This is a genomic window from Pseudomonas sp. SWRI18 (assembly GCF_014268345.1).
Classification (GTDB): Bacteria; Pseudomonadota; Gammaproteobacteria; order Pseudomonadales; family Pseudomonadaceae; genus Aquipseudomonas; species Aquipseudomonas cedrina.
On sequence record NZ_JACCQQ010000015.1, the window covers coordinates 86,346 to 107,722 of the forward strand.

Annotated in this window: 2 protein-coding genes; both read left to right on the plus strand. The window is 63.3% G+C overall.

Translation table 11 applies throughout. The features are described from left to right. Window positions 1-7,782 (plus strand): non-ribosomal peptide synthetase, encoded by a 7,782-nt coding sequence (locus tag H0Z09_RS17385; RefSeq protein ID WP_186691797.1) that lies wholly within the window; start codon window positions 1-3, stop codon window positions 7,780-7,782. A gap of 10 nt (window positions 7,783-7,792) precedes the next feature. Continuing rightward, window positions 7,793-21,355 carry a non-ribosomal peptide synthase/polyketide synthase gene (locus tag H0Z09_RS17390; protein WP_346656797.1) on the plus strand — a complete coding sequence of 4,521 codons (13,563 nt, stop codon included), beginning with the start codon at window positions 7,793-7,795 and terminating at the stop codon, window positions 21,353-21,355. The last annotated feature ends 22 nt before the right edge of the window (window positions 21,356-21,377 follow it).

The following is a 21,377-nucleotide window of genomic DNA, read 5'->3' on the forward strand; positions in this document are numbered from 1 at the left end:
ATGCTTTCCAACCCTAATATCGATCTGGTCTCGCGCTTTCTCCGCCTGCCTCTGGAACAGCGCCAGCAGTTCTACCAGCGCCTGCAAAGCCGTGGCATGAGCTTCGCGCAACTGCCGATTGCCTCGATCCGCGAGGACGGCCAGCACCTGCCGCTGTCCTACGCCCAGGAACGCCAGTGGTTTCTCTGGCAATTGGACCCTGAAAGCGCCGCCTATCACGTCCCCGGTGCCCTGCGCCTGAGCGGGCGTCTGGACAAGGCCGCCCTGCAACGCAGTTTCGACACCCTGGTGGCGCGCCACGAAAGCCTGCGCACCCGCCTGCACCTGGACGGTGAACAACGTACCCAGGAAGTGCTGGCGCCTGCACCGATCGAGATCGCCGAAAGCGCGGTCGACGAAGCCCGCCTCAAGTCGCGGGTAGAGGCTGAAATCGCGCGGCCCTTCGATTTGCAGCAAGGCCCGCTGCTGCGGGTCAGCTTGTTCGCGGTGAGTGAAGCGGAGCACGTGCTGGTGCTGGTGCAGCACCATATCGTCTCCGATGGCTGGTCGATGGGCGTGATGGTGCAGGAATTGATGCAACTCTATGCCGCCTACAGCCAGGGCCTGCAGTGTGTGTTGGCGACGCTGCCGATCCAGTACGCCGATTACGCGGTGTGGCAGCGCGGTTGGATGGAAGCGGGGGAGAAAGCCCGTCAATTGGACTACTGGCATAAATTGCTCAGCGGCCCGCAGCCGGTGCTGGAGTTGCCGTTCGACCAGCCGCGCCCGGCGCAGCAGAGCTTTCGTGGCACGCGGCAAGACATCGAGCTGGAGCCGGCATTGGTCGTGGGGCTCAAAGCCCTGGCCCAACGCGAAGGCGTGACGATGTTCATGCTGCTGCTGGCCTCTTTCCAGGCATTTTTGTACCGCTACAGCGGCCAGCAGGATATTCGCGTCGGCGTGCCGATCGCCAACCGCAACCGTGTCGAGACCGAGTCGCTGATCGGCTTCTTCGTCAACACTCAGGTGCTCAAGGCCGACCTCGATGGCCGGATGACCTTTGCCCAGTTGCTGCAACACACCAAGTGTCGTGCGCTGGAGGCCCAGGCCCACCAGGACTTGCCCTTCGAGCAACTGGTGGAAGCGCTGCAGCCGGAGCGTAGCCTGAGCCACAACCCGCTGTTCCAGGTGATGTTCAATCACCAGGCCCATTCACACAGCGCCGCGCAGCAACTGCCAGGCCTGAGCGTGGCCAACCTGGAATGGGACAGCCACAGCGCCCAGTTCGACCTGAGCCTGGATACCCAGGAAAGCGGCGAGGGCATCTGGGCGTCGCTGACCTACGCCACCGACCTGTTCAGCGCCGCCACCGTCGCGCGCATGGGCGAGCATTGGTTGAGCCTGCTGCGTGATGCCGTGGCGAACGCAGCAGTGCCCGTGCAGGACCTGGCATTACTCAGCGCCGGTGAGCGCGAACAGATCCTGTATCAGTGGAACGCCACCGAGCGCGACTACCCGCAAGGGCAGTGGGTACATCATTTGATCGAAGCGCAGGCGCAGGCGCAGCCGGATGCACTTGCATTGCGCTTCAATGACGAGTCCCTGAGCTACGCCGAACTGAACCGCCGCGCCAACCGCCTGGCCCATCGCCTGATCGAGGCCGGTGTACGACCAGACGTGTTGGTGGGCCTGGCCGTGGAGCGCTCCATCGACATGGTGGTGGGCCTGCTGGCGGTGCTCAAGGCAGGTGGTGCCTACGTACCGCTGGACCCGGAGTATCCGCGCGAACGCCTGGCCTACATGCTGGAAGACAGCGGGGTGAAGCTGCTGCTGACCCAGGCGCATTTGCTTGAGCAGTTGCCGATACCGCAGGGACTGGAGACCCTGGTATTGGGCGAGTCTGCCCTTGAGGGCTACAGCGACACCAACCCGAATATCGCGCTGGACGGCGAAAACCTGGCCTACGTGATCTACACCTCCGGCTCCACCGGCCAGCCCAAAGGCGCCGGTAACCGGCATTCGGCGCTGCTCAACCGCCTGCAATGGATGCAGGAAGCCTACGGCCTGGATGGCAGCGACACGGTGCTGCAAAAGACTCCGTTCAGCTTCGACGTGTCGGTGTGGGAGTTTTTCTGGCCGCTGATGACCGGCTCGCGCCTGGTGGTCGCGGCGCCGGGCGATCATCGTGATCCAGCGAAATTGATCAGCCTGATCAATCAAGAGCAGGTCACCACACTGCACTTCGTGCCCTCGATGCTGCAGGCGTTCCTGCAGGATCCCGCCGTGTCGACCTGCCAAAGCCTGAAACGCATCGTGTGCAGCGGTGAAGCCTTGCCGGTGGATGCGCAGCAGCAAGTGTTCGCCAAGCTGCCGCAAGCCGGGCTCTACAACCTGTACGGCCCGACCGAGGCCTCCATCGACGTGACTCACTGGACCTGCGTGGACGAAGACCGTGACGCCGTACCGATCGGCCGCCCGATTGCCAACCTTGGTTGCTACATCCTCGACAGCAACTTCGAGCCGGTGCCGTTCGGCGTGCTGGGCGAGCTGTACCTGGGCGGTATCGGCCTGGCCCGTGGTTACCATCATCGCCCGGCACTCACCGCCGAACGCTTTATCGCTCATCCGTTTATCCAGGGCGAACGCCTGTACCGCACCGGCGACCTCGCGCGCTTTCGCGAGGGCGGTGTGATCGAATACGCCGGGCGCATCGACCACCAGGTCAAACTGCGCGGCCTGCGCATCGAGCTGGGCGAAATCGAAGCGCGTCTGCTGGAACACGACTGGGTCCGCGAGGCCGCCGTGCTGGCGGTCGATGGCAAATACCTGGTGGGCTACCTGGTGCTGCAAAACGCCGGTGATGACTGGCGCGAAGAGCTGGCCATCCACCTGGCCCAGCATCTGCCGGACTACATGGTCCCGGCGCAGTGGATGCTGCTCGAGCAAATGCCCCTGAGTCCCAACGGCAAGCTCGACCGCAAGGCCCTGCCCAAACCCGAAGCCACCCATCGCTACGAAGCGCCGCAAAATGACCTGGAACAGCAGATCGCCGCGATCTGGGCCGAAGTGCTGGGCGTCGAGCAGGTGGGGTCGAACGACAACTTTTTCGAGCGTGGTGGTGACTCGATCATCTCCATTCAGGTGGTCAGCCGTGCGCGTGCGGCCGGTATCCATTTCACCGCGAAGGCACTGTTCCAGCACCAGACCGTCCGCAGCCTGGCCCGCGTGGCGCAGTTGCAGACCGCACGAGTGATCGAGCAGGGCCCGGTGCAGGGCGAAACGCCGTTGCTGCCGTTCCAGCAGTTGTTTTTCGAGCGGGAGCTGCCGGACCACCATCACTGGAACCAGTCCTTGTTACTGACGCCGCGCCAGCCGATTCAGGGCGATCAGTTGGAAGCTGCGTTGCAAGCGATCACCCAGCACCACGACGTGCTGCGTTTGCGCTTCAGCCGTCAGCCTGAGGGCTGGACAGCTTGGCATGACGCCCAAGCAACCCCCTTGCTATGGCAAGCGAGCGTGCAGGACAGCGCCGAACTGCAGACCCTGTGCGAGCGTGCCCAACGCAGCCTCAACCTGCAACAAGGCCAGTTGCTGCGTGCAGTACTTGCCGACCTGGCCGACGGTTCACAGCGCCTGCTGCTGGTCATGCACCACTTGGTAGTGGATGGCGTGTCCTGGCGAGTGTTCCTTGAGGATTTGCAAAGCCTGTACCGCCAACGGACGTTGCCGGCCAAGACCTCGTCGTTCAAAGCCTGGGCCGAGCGTTTGCAGGCGCATGCCCGCAGCGCAGCGGTACAGCCGCAGAAAGACTTCTGGCTGCAACAGCTGCAAGGCGTGCCTGCCGACTTGCCATGCCGTGATCCGCACGCCGCGCGTCCCGGTCGTCTGGCCCGGACGGTGGTCAGCAGACTGGATGCCGAGCGCACCCGGCAATTGCTGCAACAGGCGCCCACGGCGTACCGCACCCAGATCAATGACCTGCTGCTGACGGCCCTGGCGCGCGTGGTCTGCCAATGGACCGGGCAGGCCTCCAGCCTGATCCAGCTGGAGGGGCATGGCCGCGAAGAGCTGTTCGACGATATCGACCTGACCCGCACCCTGGGCTGGTTCACCAGCCTGTTTCCGGTGCGCCTGACCCCGGCCGAATCCCTCGCCACTTCGATCAAGCAGATCAAGGAGCAACTGCGCGCGGTGCCGGACAAAGGCCTGGGCTTCGGCGCGCTGCGTTATCTGGGCGATGACGCCACGCGCCAGGCGCTCAGCGCGCTGCCGGTGCCGCGTATCACCTTCAACTACCTGGGCCAGTTCGACGGCAGCTTTGACCAACCGGACGGCCTGTTCACGCCGGCTTCGGAAAGCGCCGGTGCCGAACAAAGCCCGGACGCCCCGCTGGGCAACTGGTTGACCCTTAACGGCCAGGTGTATGGCGGAGAACTGCACATGGGCTGGACCTTCAGCCCGCTGATGTTCGACGCTCCGCAGATCGAGGCCTTGAGCCAGGCCTTTACCCGCGAGCTGACGGCGTTGGTGGAGCATTGCTGCACCCCCGGCAACCACGGCGTGACGGCCTCCGACTTCCCGTTGTCGCGCCTGACCCAGCAACAGCTTGAATCCTTGCCCCTGGCTGCCGAGGCCATCGAAGACCTCTACACCTTGTCGCCCATGCAGCAGGGCATGCTGTTCCATACCCTGTACGAACAGGCGGCCGGCGACTACATCAACCAGATCCGCGTGACAGTCGAGGGCCTGGACGTGGCGCGGTTCCAGCAGGCCTGGGACGCTACCGTGCAAGCCCATGACGTGCTGCGCAGCGGGTTCTTCTGGGAAGGTCAGCTGGAATGGCCGTGCCAGGTGGTGTACCGCGAGGCGCGCTTGCCGATCGAACAGCTTGATTGGCGGACCATGCCGGAACCTGAGCTGGCACTGCAGAACCTGCAGCACGCCGAGCGCCGCCAGGGTTTCGACCTGGCCAAGGCGCCGCTTGTACGCCTGGTCCTGGTGCGCACCGACGAGCACCTCCACGAGCTGATTTACACCCACCATCACATCCTGATGGACGGTTGGAGCAACTCGCGACTGTTCGGTGAGGTGCTGCAACGCTACGCCGGCGTAGCGGTGCCTGAAGCGGTGGGGCGCTATCGCGATTACATCGGCTGGCTGCAGCAGCGTGATGCGGGTGTGACCGAAGCCTTCTGGCGCGAGCAACTGAGTGCGTTGCAAGCGCCGACCCGCCTGGGCAGCAGCCAGCCGATGGCGCCGGATGGGCAGGGCGAACATCGACTGGGCCTGGATCGCCGGATGACCGCGCGCCTCGAGGCCTTCGCGCGCGGCAACAAGGTCACCCTCAATACTTTGATCCAGGCGGCATGGTTGATCCTGCTGCAGCGCCATAGCGGGCAAGCGGTGGTGTCCTTCGGTGCCACTGTCGCCGGGCGTCCGGCGGAGCTGGCGGGGGTGGAACAGCAGATCGGGCTGTTCATCAACACGTTGCCGGTGATCTGCGCGGTGGATGACCAGCAGTCCGTGGCGCAGTGGTTGCAAGCGGTGCAGGCGCGAAACCTGACCCTGCGCGAGCATGAGCACACCGGCCTGTACGATATCCAGCGCTGGGCCGGGCAAGGCGGTGAAGCCTTGTTCGATAACATCCTGGTGTTCGAGAACTACCCGGTGTCCAAGGCCCTGGAACAGAGTGGCGGCAGCGGTATCCGCTTTGGCTTGCCCGACTCGCGCGAGCAAACCAGCTTCCCGCTCACGGTGCTGGTGGACGTCGGTGACACCCTGTCGGTGCAGTTCAGTTTCGCCCGTGCGCATTTCAGCTCAGACATGGTGCAACGCTATGGCCGCCATCTGGTCAACCTGCTGCAAGCGATGCTTGAGGGCGGCCAGCAGCGTCTGGGCGAGTTGGCGATGCTGGATTCGACCGAGCGTCGGCAGCAGCTACACGACTGGAATGCCACCGCACGCGACTACCCGCTGGGGCAGTGGGTGCATCAGTTGATCGAAGCGCAGGCCGCACGCACGCCGGACGCAGCGGCCCTGGTGTTTGCCGAACAGCGCTTGAGCTATGCCGAGCTGAACCGGCGCGCCAACCGCCTGGCCCATCGCTTGATCGAAGCCGGCGTGGGGCCGGACGTGCTGGTGGGCCTGGCCGTGGAGCGCTCCATCGACATGGTGGTGGGTTTGCTGGCGGTGCTCAAAGCCGGTGGTGCCTACGTACCGCTGGACCCGGAGTATCCGCGCGAACGCCTGGCTTACATGCTGCAAGACAGCGGCGTGAGGCTGCTGCTGACCCAGGCGCATTTGCTTGGGCAACTGCCGATTCCCCAAGGGCTGGAAACCCTGGTGCTGGGCGAGGCTGACTTTGAGGGCTACAGCGACACCAACCCGAATATCGCGCTGGACGGCGAAAACCTGGCCTACGTGATCTACACCTCCGGCTCCACCGGCCAGCCCAAAGGCGCCGGTAACCGGCATTCGGCGCTGCTCAACCGCCTGCAATGGATGCAGGAAGCCTACGGCCTGGATGGCAGCGACACGGTGCTGCAAAAGACTCCGTTCAGCTTCGACGTGTCGGTGTGGGAGTTCTTCTGGCCGCTGATGACCGGCTCGCGCCTGGTGGTCGCGGCGCCGGGCGATCACCGTGATCCAGCGAAGTTGATCCATCTGATCAACCAGGAACAGGTCACCACACTGCACTTCGTGCCGTCGATGTTGCAGGCATTCCTGCAAGACCCGGCCGTCGGAACCTGCCATACCCTGCAACGCATCGTGTGCAGCGGCGAAGCCTTGCCGGTGGACGCGCAGCAGCAAGTGTTCGCCAAGCTGCCGCAGGCCGGGCTCTACAACCTGTACGGCCCGACCGAGGCCGCCATCGACGTGACCCACTGGACCTGCGTGGACGAAGGCCGCGATGCGGTGCCGATTGGCCGTCCGATCGCCAACCTCGGTTGCTACATCCTCGACAGCAACTTCGCGCCCGTACCGGTCGGCGTGCTGGGCGAGCTGTACCTGGGCGGTATCGGCCTGGCCCGTGGTTACCATCGCCGCCCGGCACTCACCGCCGAACGCTTTGTTGCCCATCCCTTCATCAAGGGCGAGCGCCTGTACCGCACCGGTGACCTGGCGCGCTACCGCGAGGACGGCGTGATCGAATACGCCGGGCGCATCGACCATCAGGTCAAACTGCGCGGCCTGCGCATCGAGCTCGGCGAAATCGAAGCACGCCTGCTGGAACATGACTGGGTCCGTGAGGCCGCCGCGGTGGCGGTCGATGGCAAATACCTGGTGGGTTATCTGGTGCTGCAAAATGCCGGCGATGACTGGCGCGAAGTGCTGGCCATCCACCTGGCCCAGCACCTGCCGGACTATATGGTCCCGGCGCAGTGGATGCTGCTCGAGCAAATGCCCCTGAGCCCCAACGGCAAGCTCGACCGCAAGGCCCTGCCAGCGCTGGACGCGAGCCTGCAAGCCCGCGAATACGTGGCCCCGCACAGCGAGCTGGAACAGCAGATTGCTGCCATCTGGGCCGAGGTGCTGGAAGTGGAGCGGGTGGGCATGAACGACAACTTCTTCGAACTGGGCGGGCATTCGCTGCTGGCGACCCAGGTGGTGGTGCGCCTGCGCGAGCAATTGCACGCCGAGTTCGACGTCAAGGCGATCTTCACCGCCCCGACCCTGGCCGATTTCAGTGCGCAGATAGCGGCCCGGCAGACAAATAATTCGCCGGTGCAGGACGCATTGGCTAAATCCTTGGAGGCCCTTAAACGTCTATCAGCAGAAGATCTGGATAAATTGATTTCCTGAGGGGCGTGGCGTGCAAGCATTAATCGAGTCGGTAGGGTCACTTTCGGCGCAGCAAAAGAAAGCGTTGGCGGTCATGCTCAAGCAGCAAGGTATCAACCTGTTTGAGATCGCCCCGGTTTTCAAACGCCAGGAAGGTGAGCCGCTTCGACTCTCTTATGCCCAGGAGCGGCAGTGGTTCCTGTGGCAGTTGGAGCCGCAGAGCTCGGCCTACCACCTGCCGCGCGCCTTGCGTTTGAAAGGCCGCCTGGATCGGGCGGCCTTGCAGCGCAGCTTCGATAGCCTGATCGCCCGTCACGAAAGCCTGCGTACTTATTTGCATCAGGACGTCGATCAGGTGTTGCAGGTGGTCAGGCCTGAATTGCAACTGCAAATCGCCGTTGAAACCGCTGATGCTGCGCAGCTTGAAGCGCTGGTTCAAGCGGAGGCCGCCAAGCCCTTTGACCTGCAGCAAGGCCCGCTGCTGCGGGTCAAGTTGCTGCAGTTGACGCCTGAGGATCACGTGCTGGTGCTGGTGTTGCACCACATCGTTTCCGATGGCGTGTCGATGCAGGTGATGGTCGATGAACTGGTGCAGTTGTACGTCGCTTACAGTCAGGGCCAGGACGTGCGTCTGCCGGACTTGTCGATCCAATACCCGGACTACGCACTGTGGCAGCGCAGTTGGATGGAAGCCGGTGAAAAAGAGCGCCAGCTGGGCTATTGGTGCGAGCGGTTGGGCGGTGAGCAGCCGGTGCTGGAACTGCCACTCGATCATCCGCGCCCGGCGGTGCAGAGCTATCGCGGTGCACGGCTCGACATGGGGCTCGATACGGGGCTGGTCACTGGGCTCAAGGCATTGGCCCAGCGCGAGGGTGTGACCCTGTTCATGTTGTTGCTGGCATCGTTCCAGACCTTGTTGTATCGCTACAGCGGGCAGTCGGATATCCGTGTCGGCGTGCCGATTGCCAACCGCAATCGCGCGGAAACCGAGCGGTTGATTGGTTTTTTCGTCAATACCCAGGTGCTCAAGGCCGATATTGACGGGCAGATGTCCTTCAGTCAGTTGCTCGTCCAAGTCAAGCAGCGTGCGCTGGAGGCCCAGAGTCATCAGGACCTGCCGTTCGAGCAATTGGTGGAAGCCTTGCAGCCCGAGCGCAGCCTGAGCCATAACCCGCTGTTCCAGGTGATGTTCAACCACCAGACCGAAGGCCGCAGTCGCCGTGGCGAACAGCAACTGCCGGGGCTGGGCGTGGAGGCCCTGGAGTGGGACAGCCAGAGTGCGCAGTTCGACCTGAGCCTGGATACCCAGGAGTCGCCCGAAGGCATCTGGGCCTCGCTTACCTACGCCACCGATCTGTTCGACCCTGCGACCGTGCAGCGTATGGCCGGGCATTGGCAAATGCTGCTGCGGGCGGTGGTGGGACGCGCCGGCAATCGTATTGCACAGCTCGGCATGCTGGTTGACGACGAGCAACGCAGGTTGTTGCAGGAGTGGAACCGCAGCACGACCGCATTCGAGGACGTTGCGGGTGTGCACGGTTTGTTCCAGGCCCAGGCGCGACAACGCCCCGACGCGATTGCTTTGTGCCTGGACGGCCAGACCCTCAGCTACGCCGAGCTGAACCTGCAAGCCAATCGCCTGGCCCATTGTCTGATCGGCCAGGGTGTTGGCCCGGAGGTGCTGGTGGGCGTTGCGGTCGCGCGTTCGTTCGATATGGTGGTCAGCCTGCTGGCGGTGCTAAAGGCCGGTGGCGCCTATGTGCCGCTGGACCCGCACTACCCGCGTGAACGTCTGTTGCATATGCTCGAAGACAGCGGCGTGCGCCTGGTGTTGACCCAGTCTCAGGTGGCGATGCCCTTGCCGCAAGGGATGGCCACGCTTGATCTGGCGGATGCGCACCTGGCGCTGTGCCCTGAGAGCGATCCGCAGGTGGCGGTTTCCCCACAAAACCTGGCTTACGTGATCTACACCTCCGGCTCCACCGGCAAGCCCAAGGGCGTGGCGATCAACCATGCGGCCCTGACCGAGTTTTCCAGCATGGCTGCCGGTTATTCGCGGTTGACCTGCGAGGACCGCGTGCTGCAATTCGCGACCCTGAATTTCGACGGTTTTGTCGAGCAGCTGTACCCGGCGCTGACCCATGGCGCCACGGTGGTGCTGCGGGGGCCGGAGCTGTGGGACAGCGCACGGCTGTATGAAGAAATCATTGCCCAAGGCATCACCCTGGCCGACTTGCCTACGGCCTACTGGAACCTGTTCCTGCTCGACTGCCTGGCCGCCGGCCCGCGCGCCTACGGCGCGCTGCGCCAGGTCCATATCGGCGGCGAAGCCATGCCGCTGGACGGCCCGGCGCAATGGATCAAGGCCGGGCTCGGTCAGGTGCGGTTGCTCAATACCTATGGTCCGACCGAGGCCACGGTTGTCTCAAGCGTGCTGGACTGCACCGCAGGCACCGAACTGATCGGCGCCACCGCCAGCCCGATTGGCCGTTCGCTGCCAGGCCGGGCCTTGTATGTGCTGGACCGCGACTTGAACCTGGCGCCGTTGGGCGCCGTCGGCGAGTTGTATATCGGCAGTCGGTGTGGCCTGGCGCGTGCTTACCTGAACCGCGCAGCGCTCACCGCCGAGCGATTCGTACCGGACCCTTTCGATGAAACCGGTGCGCGCCTGTACCGCACCGGCGACCTGGCGCGCTACCGCGCTGATGGGGTGATTGAATACGTCGGCCGGGTGGACCATCAGGTCAAGATCCGTGGTTTCCGCATTGAGCTGGGGGAAATCGAAGCCCTGTTGCTGGCCCAGGAGGGCGTGCGCGAAACCTCGGTGCTGGCTGTCGAGAACCAGCTTGTGGCCTATCTGGTGGCCGAGCCAAACGACGCCGAAGCGCTCAAGTCGATTTTGCGTGAGCAACTGCCGGACTACATGGTGCCTGCGCACCTGGTTTTCCTGGAACGCATGCCCCTGAACCCGAACGGCAAGCTGGATCGCCAGGCGTTGCCAAAACCGGATGCCAGCCAATCGCAGCAAATGTGGGTCGCGCCTGCCACAGAGCTGGAGCAACAGGTTGCGGCGGTATGGGCGCAGATACTCGGCGTTGAGCGGGTAGGGCTCACCGACCATTTTTTTGAAATGGGTGGGCATTCGCTATTGGCGATGCAGGTGGTCTCGCGCCTGCGTCATGTATTGGCCCGTGAAGTCCCGTTGAAACTGGTCTTCGAGCAACCGCGGCTCGAAGGGTTTGCCGCCGCCTTGCAAGCGCTGGAGGCGCCCGAAGGTGAGCAGGCGCCGCCGCTGCTCGCAGTCGGACGCGAACAACCGCTGCCGCTGTCCTACGCCCAGGAACGCCAATGGTTCCTCTGGCAACTGGACCCCGACAGTGCCGCCTACCATATTCCCAGCGCCTTGCGCCTCAAGGGCACTTTGGACGTGTCAGCACTGCAGCGCAGTTTCGACGCCCTGCTGGTCCGCCATGAAAGCCTGCGCACCTGTGTGCAGGTGCAACCGGAAGGCGCACGGCAGGTGATTCGGCCTGACGCGACCTTGCCGATCCGGTTGGGTGAGGTCGATGAGGCAGGCCTGCAGGCGCAGGTCGAGGCCGAGATCGGCCGCCCATTCGATTTGCAGGAAGGGCCGTTGCTGCGCGTAACGCTGCTGCGACTGGCCAAAGACGATCATGTGCTAGTGCTGGTGCAGCATCACATCGTGTCCGATGGTTGGTCGATGCAGGTGATGGTCGACGAACTTGTGCGGTTGTATGCCGCGTTCAGTCAAGGCCAGGTGCCGCAACTGCCGGGCATGCCGATTCAGTACGCCGACTACGCCGTGTGGCAACGCAGGTGGATGGAGGCGGGCGAGAAGGCCCGCCAGTTCGACTACTGGCGTGAAATGCTCGGCGGCGAACAGCCCGTGCTGGAGCTGCCGTTCGACCATCAACGCCCGGCCCAGCAGAGCCATCGCGGCGCGCGCCTGGACGTGCCGCTGCCAGCCACCCTGGCCGCCGACCTCAAGGCCCTGGCCCAGGCGCAGGGGGTCACCCTGTTCATGCTGCTGCTGGCCTCATTTCAGACCTTGCTGCACCGTTACAGCGGTCAGCAGGATATTCGCGTCGGTGTACCGATCGCCAATCGCAATCGCGTCGAAACCGAACGGCTCATCGGCTTTTTCGTCAACACCCAAGTGCTCAAGGCCGATATCGACGGGCAGACCACCGTTGCCCAACTGCTGGCGCAGGTCAAACAGCGTGCCCTCGATGCCCAGGCGCACCAGGACCTGCCTTTCGAGCAACTGGTGGAAGCCTTGCAGCCCGAGCGCAGCCTGAGCCTCAACCCGCTGTTTCAGGTGATGTTCAACCACCAGGCCGAAGGGCGCCCGGGTGATGCGCCGCAAGCCTTGGCCCACTTGCGTATCGAGGGCTTGGCATGGGACCGGCGTACAGCGCATTTCGACCTTGACCTGGATGTGCAGGAAAGTGCGGGCGGGCTTTGGGCGTCGCTGGGGTATGCCACCGATCTGTTTGAGGCGTCCACCATCGAGCGCATGGCGCGGCATTGGCAGAACCTGTTGCAGGCAATGGTTGCCGATCAACAGCAAACTATCGGCCAATTGAACCTGCTGGGCGAGGATGAGCAACAGCACATCCTGCAGCTGTGGAACCAGACCGACGCGGGCTTCTCGTCCGAGCGTCTGGTCCACGAACGTGTCGCCGACCGCGCCGCTGAAAACCCCCAAGCGGTGGCGGTGAAATTCGACGCGCAAACCCTCACCTACGGCGAACTGGACCGCCAGGTCAACCGCCTGGCCCATGCCCTGATCGCCCGTGGCGTCGGCCCCGAAGCGCGCGTGGCGATTGCCATGCCGCGCAGTGCCGAGAGCCTGGTGGCATTCCTGGCGGTGATGAAAGCCGGTGGCGTCTACGTGCCGCTGGATGTGGAATATCCGCGCGATCGCCTGCTGTACATGATGCAAGACAGCCGGGCCAAGCTGCTGTTGACCCACTCAGCCGTGCAACAGCAATTGCCAATTCCTGAAGGGCTGGAGGCGCTGGCAATCGATCGCACCGAAACCTGGGCCGATTACAGCGACACCGCACCGCAAGTCGAGTTGGACGGCGACAACCTGGCCTACGTGATCTACACCTCGGGTTCGACCGGTATGCCCAAGGGCGTGGCGGTGTCCCACGGCCCGTTGGTGGCGCACATCATTGCCACCGGCGAGCGTTATGAAACCTCCCCGGCCGATTGCGAACTGCACTTCATGTCGTTCGCCTTCGACGGCGCCCACGAAGGCTGGATGCACCCGCTGATCAATGGCGCCAGCGTGCTGATCCGTGACGACAGCCTGTGGCTGCCCGAATACACCTACGCGCAGATGCATCGCCACAACGTGACCATGGCGGTGTTCCCGCCGGTGTACCTGCAGCAGCTGGCCGAACATGCCGAGCGCGACGGTAATCCACCGAAGGTTCGGGTGTATTGCTTTGGCGGCGATGCCGTTGCTCAAGCCAGCTACGACCTGGCCTGGCGCGCGCTCAAGCCGACTTACTTGTTTAATGGCTATGGCCCGACCGAAACCGTAGTCACGCCGCTGCTGTGGAAAGCCCGCCGTGGCGACCCATGCGGTGCGGTCTACGCGCCAATCGGAACCTTGTTGGGCAACCGCAGCGGCTACGTGCTGGACGCGCACCTTAACCTGCAACCCATCGGCGTCGCCGGTGAGTTGTACCTGGGCGGCGAGGGCGTGGCCCGGGGTTACCTGGAGCGTGCGGCACTCACCGCCGAACGTTTTGTGCCGGACCCGTTCGGCAAGCCTGGCAGCCGCGTGTATCGCAGCGGCGACCTGACCCGTGGCCGTGCGGATGGCGTGGTGGATTACCTCGGCCGCGTCGACCATCAAGTTAAGATCCGTGGTTTCCGCATCGAACTGGGCGAGATCGAAGCCCGCTTGCGCGAGCAGGACAGCGTCGGCGAAACCGTGGTGGTGGCCCAGGAGGGTCCGACCGGTAAGCAGTTGGTCGCTTATGTGGTGCCGGCAGACACCAACCTGGCCGACCAGGCCGAGTTCCGCGACAGCTTGCGCCGCGCCCTGAAAGCCCGCCTGCCGGATTACATGATGCCGGCGCACTTCATGTTCCTGGCGCAAATGCCGCTGACCCCCAACGGCAAGCTGGACCGCAAGGGCTTGCCGCAGCCGGATGCGGCCCAATCCCAAGGAGTGTGGGTTGAACCGGTCACCGCCTTACAGCAGCAAGTCGCCGCGATCTGGGCCGAGGTACTGGGGGTTGAGCGTGTTGGCCTGGTGGACAACTTCTTTGAGCTGGGTGGGCATTCATTGCTGGTCATGCAGGTGATTTCGCGTCTGCGCCAGTTGCTGGCGCGGGAAGTCGCGCTGCGCACCCTGTTTGAACAGCCGCAACTGGAAGGGTTTGTGCTGGCCTTGCAGACCCTGGACGCTACGCCGCTGGCGCCGCCGATGCATGCGGTGGCACGTGACCGCGCGTTGCTGTTGTCGTACGCCCAGGAGCGCCAGTGGTTCCTCTGGCAATTGGAGCCCGACAGCGCGGCCTACCATGTGCCCACTGCATTGCGCCTGAGCGGGCAACTGGATCGCGCCGCACTGCAACGCAGTTTCGACGCATTGCTGGCACGTCATGAAACCTTGCGCACGGTGTTTGTCAGCGAGGGCGAGCGCACCGTACAGCGCATTCTCCCGGCATCCTCGCGGGAGCTGGATTACGCCCGCTTTGAGAACACTTCGCCCGAACAACTGCAGGCGCGGGTGGAAGCCGAGATCGCCAAACCCTTCGACCTGCGTCAAGGCCCGCTGCTGCGGGTCACGCTGTTGCAACTGAGTGAGCTGGAACATGTGCTGGTAGTGGTTCAGCACCATATCGTGTCCGATGGCTGGTCGATGCAGGTGATGGTCGATGAGCTGGTTCAGCTGTATGCCGCCTTCAGCCAGGGCCAGTCGGCGTCACTGCCGCCGATGGCGCTGCAATACGCCGATTACGCCGCGTGGCAGCGCGACTGGATGGAGGCCGGCGAGAAGCAGCGCCAGATGACGTACTGGCGCGACCTGCTCGGCGGCGAGCAACCGGTACTGGAGCTGCCGCTGGATCATCCACGCCCGGTTGTTCAGAGTTATCGTGGTGCGCGGCTGAATATCGGTCTTGAGGCCGGCGTTGTTGCAGCCCTCAAAGCCCTGGCGCAGCGTGAAGGCGTGACCTTGTTCATGCTGTTGTTGGCCTCGTTCCAGACCTTGCTGCATCGCTACAGCGGCCAGTCGGATATCCGTGTGGGTGTACCGATCGCCAACCGTAATCGCGTAGAAACCGAGCGTCTGATCGGCTTCTTCGTCAACACCCAGGTGCTCAAGGCCGACATCGACGGGCAGATGACCTTTGCCCAGCTGTTGCAGCAGGCCAAGCGCCGGGCCCTGGATGCCCAGGCTCATCAGGACTTGCCTTTCGAGCAACTGGTACAAGCGCTGCAACCGGAACGCAGTTTGAGCCTCAACCCACTGTTTCAAGTGATGTTCAACCATCAATCCGAAGCCCGCGTGCCGCGTGGCGAGCAACTGCCTGGCTTGCGCGTGGAAGGGTTGGAATGGGACGGCCACACGGCGCATTTCGATCTGAGCCTGGATACCCAGGAGTCCGCTGAAGGCCTGTGGGCCTCGTTGAGCTACGCCACTGACCTGTTCGAAGCCGCGACAGTGGCACGCTTGGCGCAGCACTGGCAGAACTTGTTGGCTGCGGTGGCCAGCGATGCGCAGCAGCCGATTGCTGCACTCGCGTTGCTTGGCAGCGATGAGCAGCAGCGCCTGTTGCACCAATGGAATGCCGGCGGCGCAGCGGCGCCTGTTCAACAGGGCGTACATCGTCTGTTTGAAGCCCAAGTGCGGCAGCGCCCCGACGCGATTGCCCTGTGCCTGGACGACCAGTCCATCAGCTACGCCGAGCTGAACCTGCAAGCCAATCGCCTGGCCCATCGCCTGATCGGCCAGGGCATCGGGCCGGAAGTATTGGTGGGCGTGGCGGTTGCGCGTTCGTTCGACATGGTGGTCAGCCTGTTGGCGGTGCTCAAGGCCGGTGGCGCCTATGTGCCGCTGGACCCGCACTACCCGCGTGAACGCCTGTTGCATATGCTCGAAGACAGTGGCGTGCGCCTGGTGCTGACCCAGTCTCATGTGGCGATGCCATTGCCTGAAGGCATGGCGACGATCGATGTGGCGGATGCGAACCTGGCGTTGTGCCCTGAAAGCGATCCGCAGATAACGGTTTCCCCGCAAAACCTGGCCTACGTGATCTACACCTCCGGTTCCACCGGCAAGCCCAAGGGCGTGGCGATCAACCATGCGGCGCTGACCGAGTTTTCCAGCATGGCTGCCGGTTATTCACGGTTGACTTCTGAAGACCGTGTTCTTCAATTCGCTACCCTGAACTTCGATGGTTTCGTCGAGCAGCTATACCCGGCGTTGACCCATGGCGCCACGGTTGTGCTGCGTGGTCCCGAGCTATGGGACAGTGCAAGGCTGTACGAGGAAATCATCGCCCAGGGCATTACCCTGGCCGACTTGCCGACCGCGTACTGGAACCTGTTCCTGCTCGACTGTTTGGCCGCCGGCCCACGCGCCTACGGCGTGCTGCGCCAGGTTCATATCGGCGGCGAAGCCATGCCGCTGGACGGTCCGGCGCAGTGGTTGAAAGCCGGGCTCGGCCATGTGCGTTTGCTCAATACCTACGGCCCGACGGAGGCCACTGTTGTCTCGAGCGTGCTGGACTGTACATCAGGCGGTGAACTGATCGGCGCCACCGCCAGCCCGATTGGCCGCTCGCTGCCAGGCCGTGCGCTGTATGTACTGGATCGCGATTTGAACCTGGCGCCGCTGGGCGCCGTGGGCGAGTTGTACATCGGCAGCCGCTGTGGATTGGCGCGTGCCTATCTGAACCGGGCGTTGCTGACGGCCGAGCGTTTTGTGCCGGACCCGTTCGGCGAAACTGGCGAGCGCCTGTACCGCACGGGTGACCTGGCGCGCTACCGCGCTGACGGTGTGATCGAGTACGTCGGTCGAGTCGACCATCAGGTGAAAATCCGCGGTTTCCGTATCGAACTGGGGGAAATCGAAGCGCTGTTGCTGGCCCAGGACGGCGTGCGTGAAACCTTGGTATTGGCTGCCGACAACCAGTTGGTTGCCTATCTGGTCAGCGAACAAACCGACGCCGAAGCGCTCAAGTCGACTCTGCGTGAACAACTGCCGGACTACATGGTGCCGGCGCACCTGATCTTCCTTGAACGCATGCCGCTGAACCCGAATGGCAAGCTGGATCGCCAGGCGCTGCCGAAGCCGGACGCCAGCCAATCGCAGCAGGCGTGGGTCGCGCCAGCCACCGAGCTGGAGCAACAGATCGCCGCCGTCTGGGCCGATATCCTGGGCGCCGAGCGAGTAGGGCTGACGGATCACTTCTTTGACATGGGCGGCCACTCGTTATTGGCCATGCAGGTCGTCTCGCGCCTGCGCAACCTGCTGGGCAGGGAAATCGCCCTGCGAAGCCTGTTTGAGCAACCGCGCTTGCAAGGGTTTGTTGCTGCCTTGTCGACCCACAGCGATACACCGCTGGCGCCGCCGCTGTTGGCCGTGGGGCGAGATCAGCCGTTGCCTTTGTCCTACGCCCAGGAACGCCAATGGTTCCTCTGGCAACTGGACCCGGACAGTGCGGCGTATCACGTGCCGGGTGTCTTGCGTTTGAAGGGCCAACTGGACCAGGCCGCGTTGCAGCGCAGTTTCGACACACTGGTCGCGCGTCATGAAAGCCTGCGTACCCATCTGCAACAAGACGGTGAGCGTGCCGTGCAGGTTATTGCGGCGAACATATCTGTAGCGATCACCCGCAGCGATGTAGAAGAGGCTGCACTGCGTACTCATGTGGAGGCGTTCATTGCACGGCCGTTCGACCTGACCCAGGGGCCGCTCATGCGTGTGGGCCTGCTGCGCGTCGGCGACAATGACCACGTATTGGCGCTGGTGCAGCACCACATCATCTCCGACGGTGGTTCGATGCACATATTGGTGGATGAACTGGTGCACCTGTACGTTGCGTACAGCCAGAACCAGGCGCCGCAGTTGCCGGATCTGGCGGCTCAATATGCTGATTACGCAGTGTGGCAGCGCAACTGGATGGGCGCCGGCGAGAAAGCACGTCAGTTGGACTATTGGCGAGGCCTGCTCGGCGGGGAGCAGCCCGTGCTGGAGCTGCCGCTGGATCACTCGCGCCCGGCCCAGCAAAGCCATCGTGGTGCGAGCCTGGACATCGACATTCCCTCGGCGCTGGTCAGCGCATTGCGTACTCAGGCTCGGCTTGAGGGCGTGACGTTGTTCATGCTGTTGCTGGCGTCATTCCAGGCCTTATTGCACCGCTACAGTGGCCAGCGTGATATCCGCGTCGGCGTGCCGATCGCTAACCGCAATCGCGTGGAGACCGAGCGCTTGATTGGTTTCTTCGTCAATACCCAAGTGCTCAAGGCCGACATCGATGGGCAGCAAACGGTCGCCCAACTGCTGGCCCAGGTCAAGCAACGGGCGCTGGAGGCTCAGGCGCATCAGGACCTGCCCTTTGAGCAACTGGTAGAAGCCTTGCAGCCTGAGCGCAACCTGAGCTTCAACCCGCTTTTCCAGGTGCTCTTCAACCACCAGACGCAGGTCGGTTCCGGCGATGAGAGCCAGCAACTGCCTGGCTTGAACGTCAGCAGCCTGGAATGGGACAGCCATACCGCGCAGTTCGATTTGAGCCTCAATACCCATGAATCGACCCAAGGGCTTGCCGCTTCACTGACTTACGCCACCGATTTGTTTGAACCGAGCACCCTGGCGCGCATGGCGCGTCATTGGTTGAACCTGTTGCAGGGTATGGCCGGTGACGTGCAACAGCGTATCGGCCAGTTGCCTTTGCTTGATGACAATGAGCGGCACGCTGCAGTGCATGGCTGGAACGCCACTGCCCGCGATTACCCGTTGCAACGCTGTGTACACCAATGGATCGAAGACCAGGCCGCGATCACGCCAGACGCGCCGGCGCTGGTGTTTGCCGGGCAACAGTTGAGTTATGCCGAGTTGAACCGCCGCGCCAACCGCCTGGCCCATCGTTTGATCGAAGCCGGTGTAGGCCCGGACGTACTTGTGGGGCTGGCGGTGCAGCGGTCCGTCGAAATGGTGGTGGGCCTGCTGGCGGTGCTCAAGGCCGGCGGTGCCTATGTGCCGCTGGACCCCGAATACCCGCGCGACCGCCTGGCCTACATGCTACAGGACAGCGGCGTGAAGCTGCTGCTGACCCAGGCGCATTTGCTGGACCAGTTGCCGGTAGCGCAAGGTGTGCACAGCCTGGTACTGGGCGATGCCTGGCTTGAAGGTTACGCCGAACACAATCCAGGCATCGTTGTGGACGGCGAGAACCTGGCTTATGTGATCTATACCTCCGGTTCCACCGGTCTGCCCAAAGGGGCGGGCAACCGCCATTCGGCGCTGACCAACCGGTTGTGCTGGATGCAGGAGGTTTATGGCCTGACGGCCCGCGACAGCGTCTTGCAAAAAACGCCGTTCAGTTTTGATGTATCGGTTTGGGAGTTCTTCTGGCCCTTGATGACCGGCGCGCGGCTGGTAGTAGCGGCGCCAGGGGATCACCGCGATCCGGCGAAGTTGATCAACCTGATCAATCAAGAACGTATCACCACGTTGCACTTCGTGCCGTCGATGCTCCAGGCCTTCCTGCAGGACCCACAGGCAGGCACTTGCCAAAGCTTGCAGCGTATCGTGTGCAGCGGCGAAGCACTGCCCGTGGATGCCCAGCAACAGGTATTCGCCAAATTGCCGCAAGCCGGGCTGTACAACCTCTACGGCCCGACCGAGGCCGCCATCGACGTGACCCACTGGACCTGTATCGATGAAGGCCAGGACACGGTACCTATCGGTGAGCCGATCGCGAACCTGCGTACTTATGTGCTGGACGCCGGCTTATCGCCGGTGCCTGTCGGGGTGACGGGCGAATTGTACCTGGGCGGCGAAGGCCTGGCGCGCAGCTACCATCGCCGTCCCGGCCTGACCGCCGAACGTTTTGTGCCTTGCCCATTCCAGGCCGGGGCACGCCTGTATCGCACCGGGGACCGCGTGTGCCAGCGTGCCGATGGCGTCATCGAGTACCTCGGGCGCCTTGATCATCAGGTCAAGCTGCGGGGCTTGCGCATTGAGCTGGGCGAAATCGAAGCGCGTTTGCTTGAACATCCGGATGTACGTGAAGCCACTGTGCTGGTGGTGGAAAGCCAGCACCTGGTGGGTTACGTGGTGCTCAAGCAGGCGGGCGAAGGCTGGCGTGACCGCATGCAGGCCTATCTGGAACGTCAGCTGCCAGACTATATGGTCCCTGCGCAATGGGTGGTGCTGGAACAGATGCCGCTGAGCCCCAATGGCAAACTGGACCGCAAGGCGTTACCCAAGCCCGATGCGTCGCGCCGGGAATACGTCGCGCCGCATACCGGGTTGGAACAACGCATTGCCGCCGTCTGGGCACAGGTACTGGACGTAGAACGCGTCGGCATGCACGACAACTTCTTCGAGCTGGGTGGCCATTCGTTGCTGATGCTGAAACTCAAGGAGCGCCTCAACAAGGCGTGCGGTGTCTCGCTGGCGGTCAGTCAATTGATGCTGCATCCGACGGTGGCCGGGCAGGCGCGCTGTCTGCAGGGCAGTGGCTCAGCGTCGCTGATCGTGCCGCTTAATGGCCGAACCGAAGGCACGCCTCTCTATTTGTTCCACCCAAGTTTTGGTTCGGTGCATTGCTACAAAGCCATTGCCCTGGCGTTGCGTGAGCAGCGCCCGGTGATGGGCGTGATGTGTCGCGCGCTGGCGGAAGAAAGCGCTGAGGTACCGAGTTGGGCGCAGATGATTGAGGATTACACGCAGCAGTTGCTCAGCGCCCAGCCAAAGGGTGCCTTTTGCCTGGCCGGCTGGTCGCTGGGTGGCAACCTGGCCATGGAGGTCGCCTACCACCTGGAACAGGCCGGTCGCGAGGTCGAGTCGGTGGGCTGGATCGATGCGCCGCCGCCTGCGCGCTTTACTGCGTTCTGGAATCAGGGCGCGCTGTTGGACGAGCGCGTCATTTCTGCTGCTGAGCGGCGTGCCGATATGCTGGGTGTGATGTTCCCTCAGTATGCCGAACAGATCCAAACCGTCTGGCACGCGGCCAGCGGCGGCGAGGAGGAGCGATGGCAGCACCTGTCCGCCTGGGCGGAGTCGACTCTGGGCGACAGCTACAGTGCCCTCAAGGACGAGTTGCAGGAAGGCGGCGAAACCGAGCGTTCCTGGGCAATCAAGCAACTGTTGGATGAGCGTCTGCAAGATACCGAATACCGCCCGATCAAGGCGCCGGTCAACTGCTGGTGGGCGGCACTGAGTGAAGGCGGTATGCACCAGGCGTTGATTGAAGGCGGCATGCGCGAGGTGATTGGCCAGGCGGGTATTCAGCGTTCAGTGGTGATAGACACCACCCACCACCGGATCGTCGATAACGCCGCGTTCATCCGCAGTTTCGTGGCCGCATTGGAGTAAACGGTGAGGTAGCAAAACGCCC

What these genes read in the sequence shown, in the direction of transcription:
- H0Z09_RS17385 (WP_186691797.1), top strand. Translation starts at nt 1, where the DNA reads ATGCTTTCCAACCCTAATATCGATCTGGTCTCGCGCTTTCTCCGCCTG.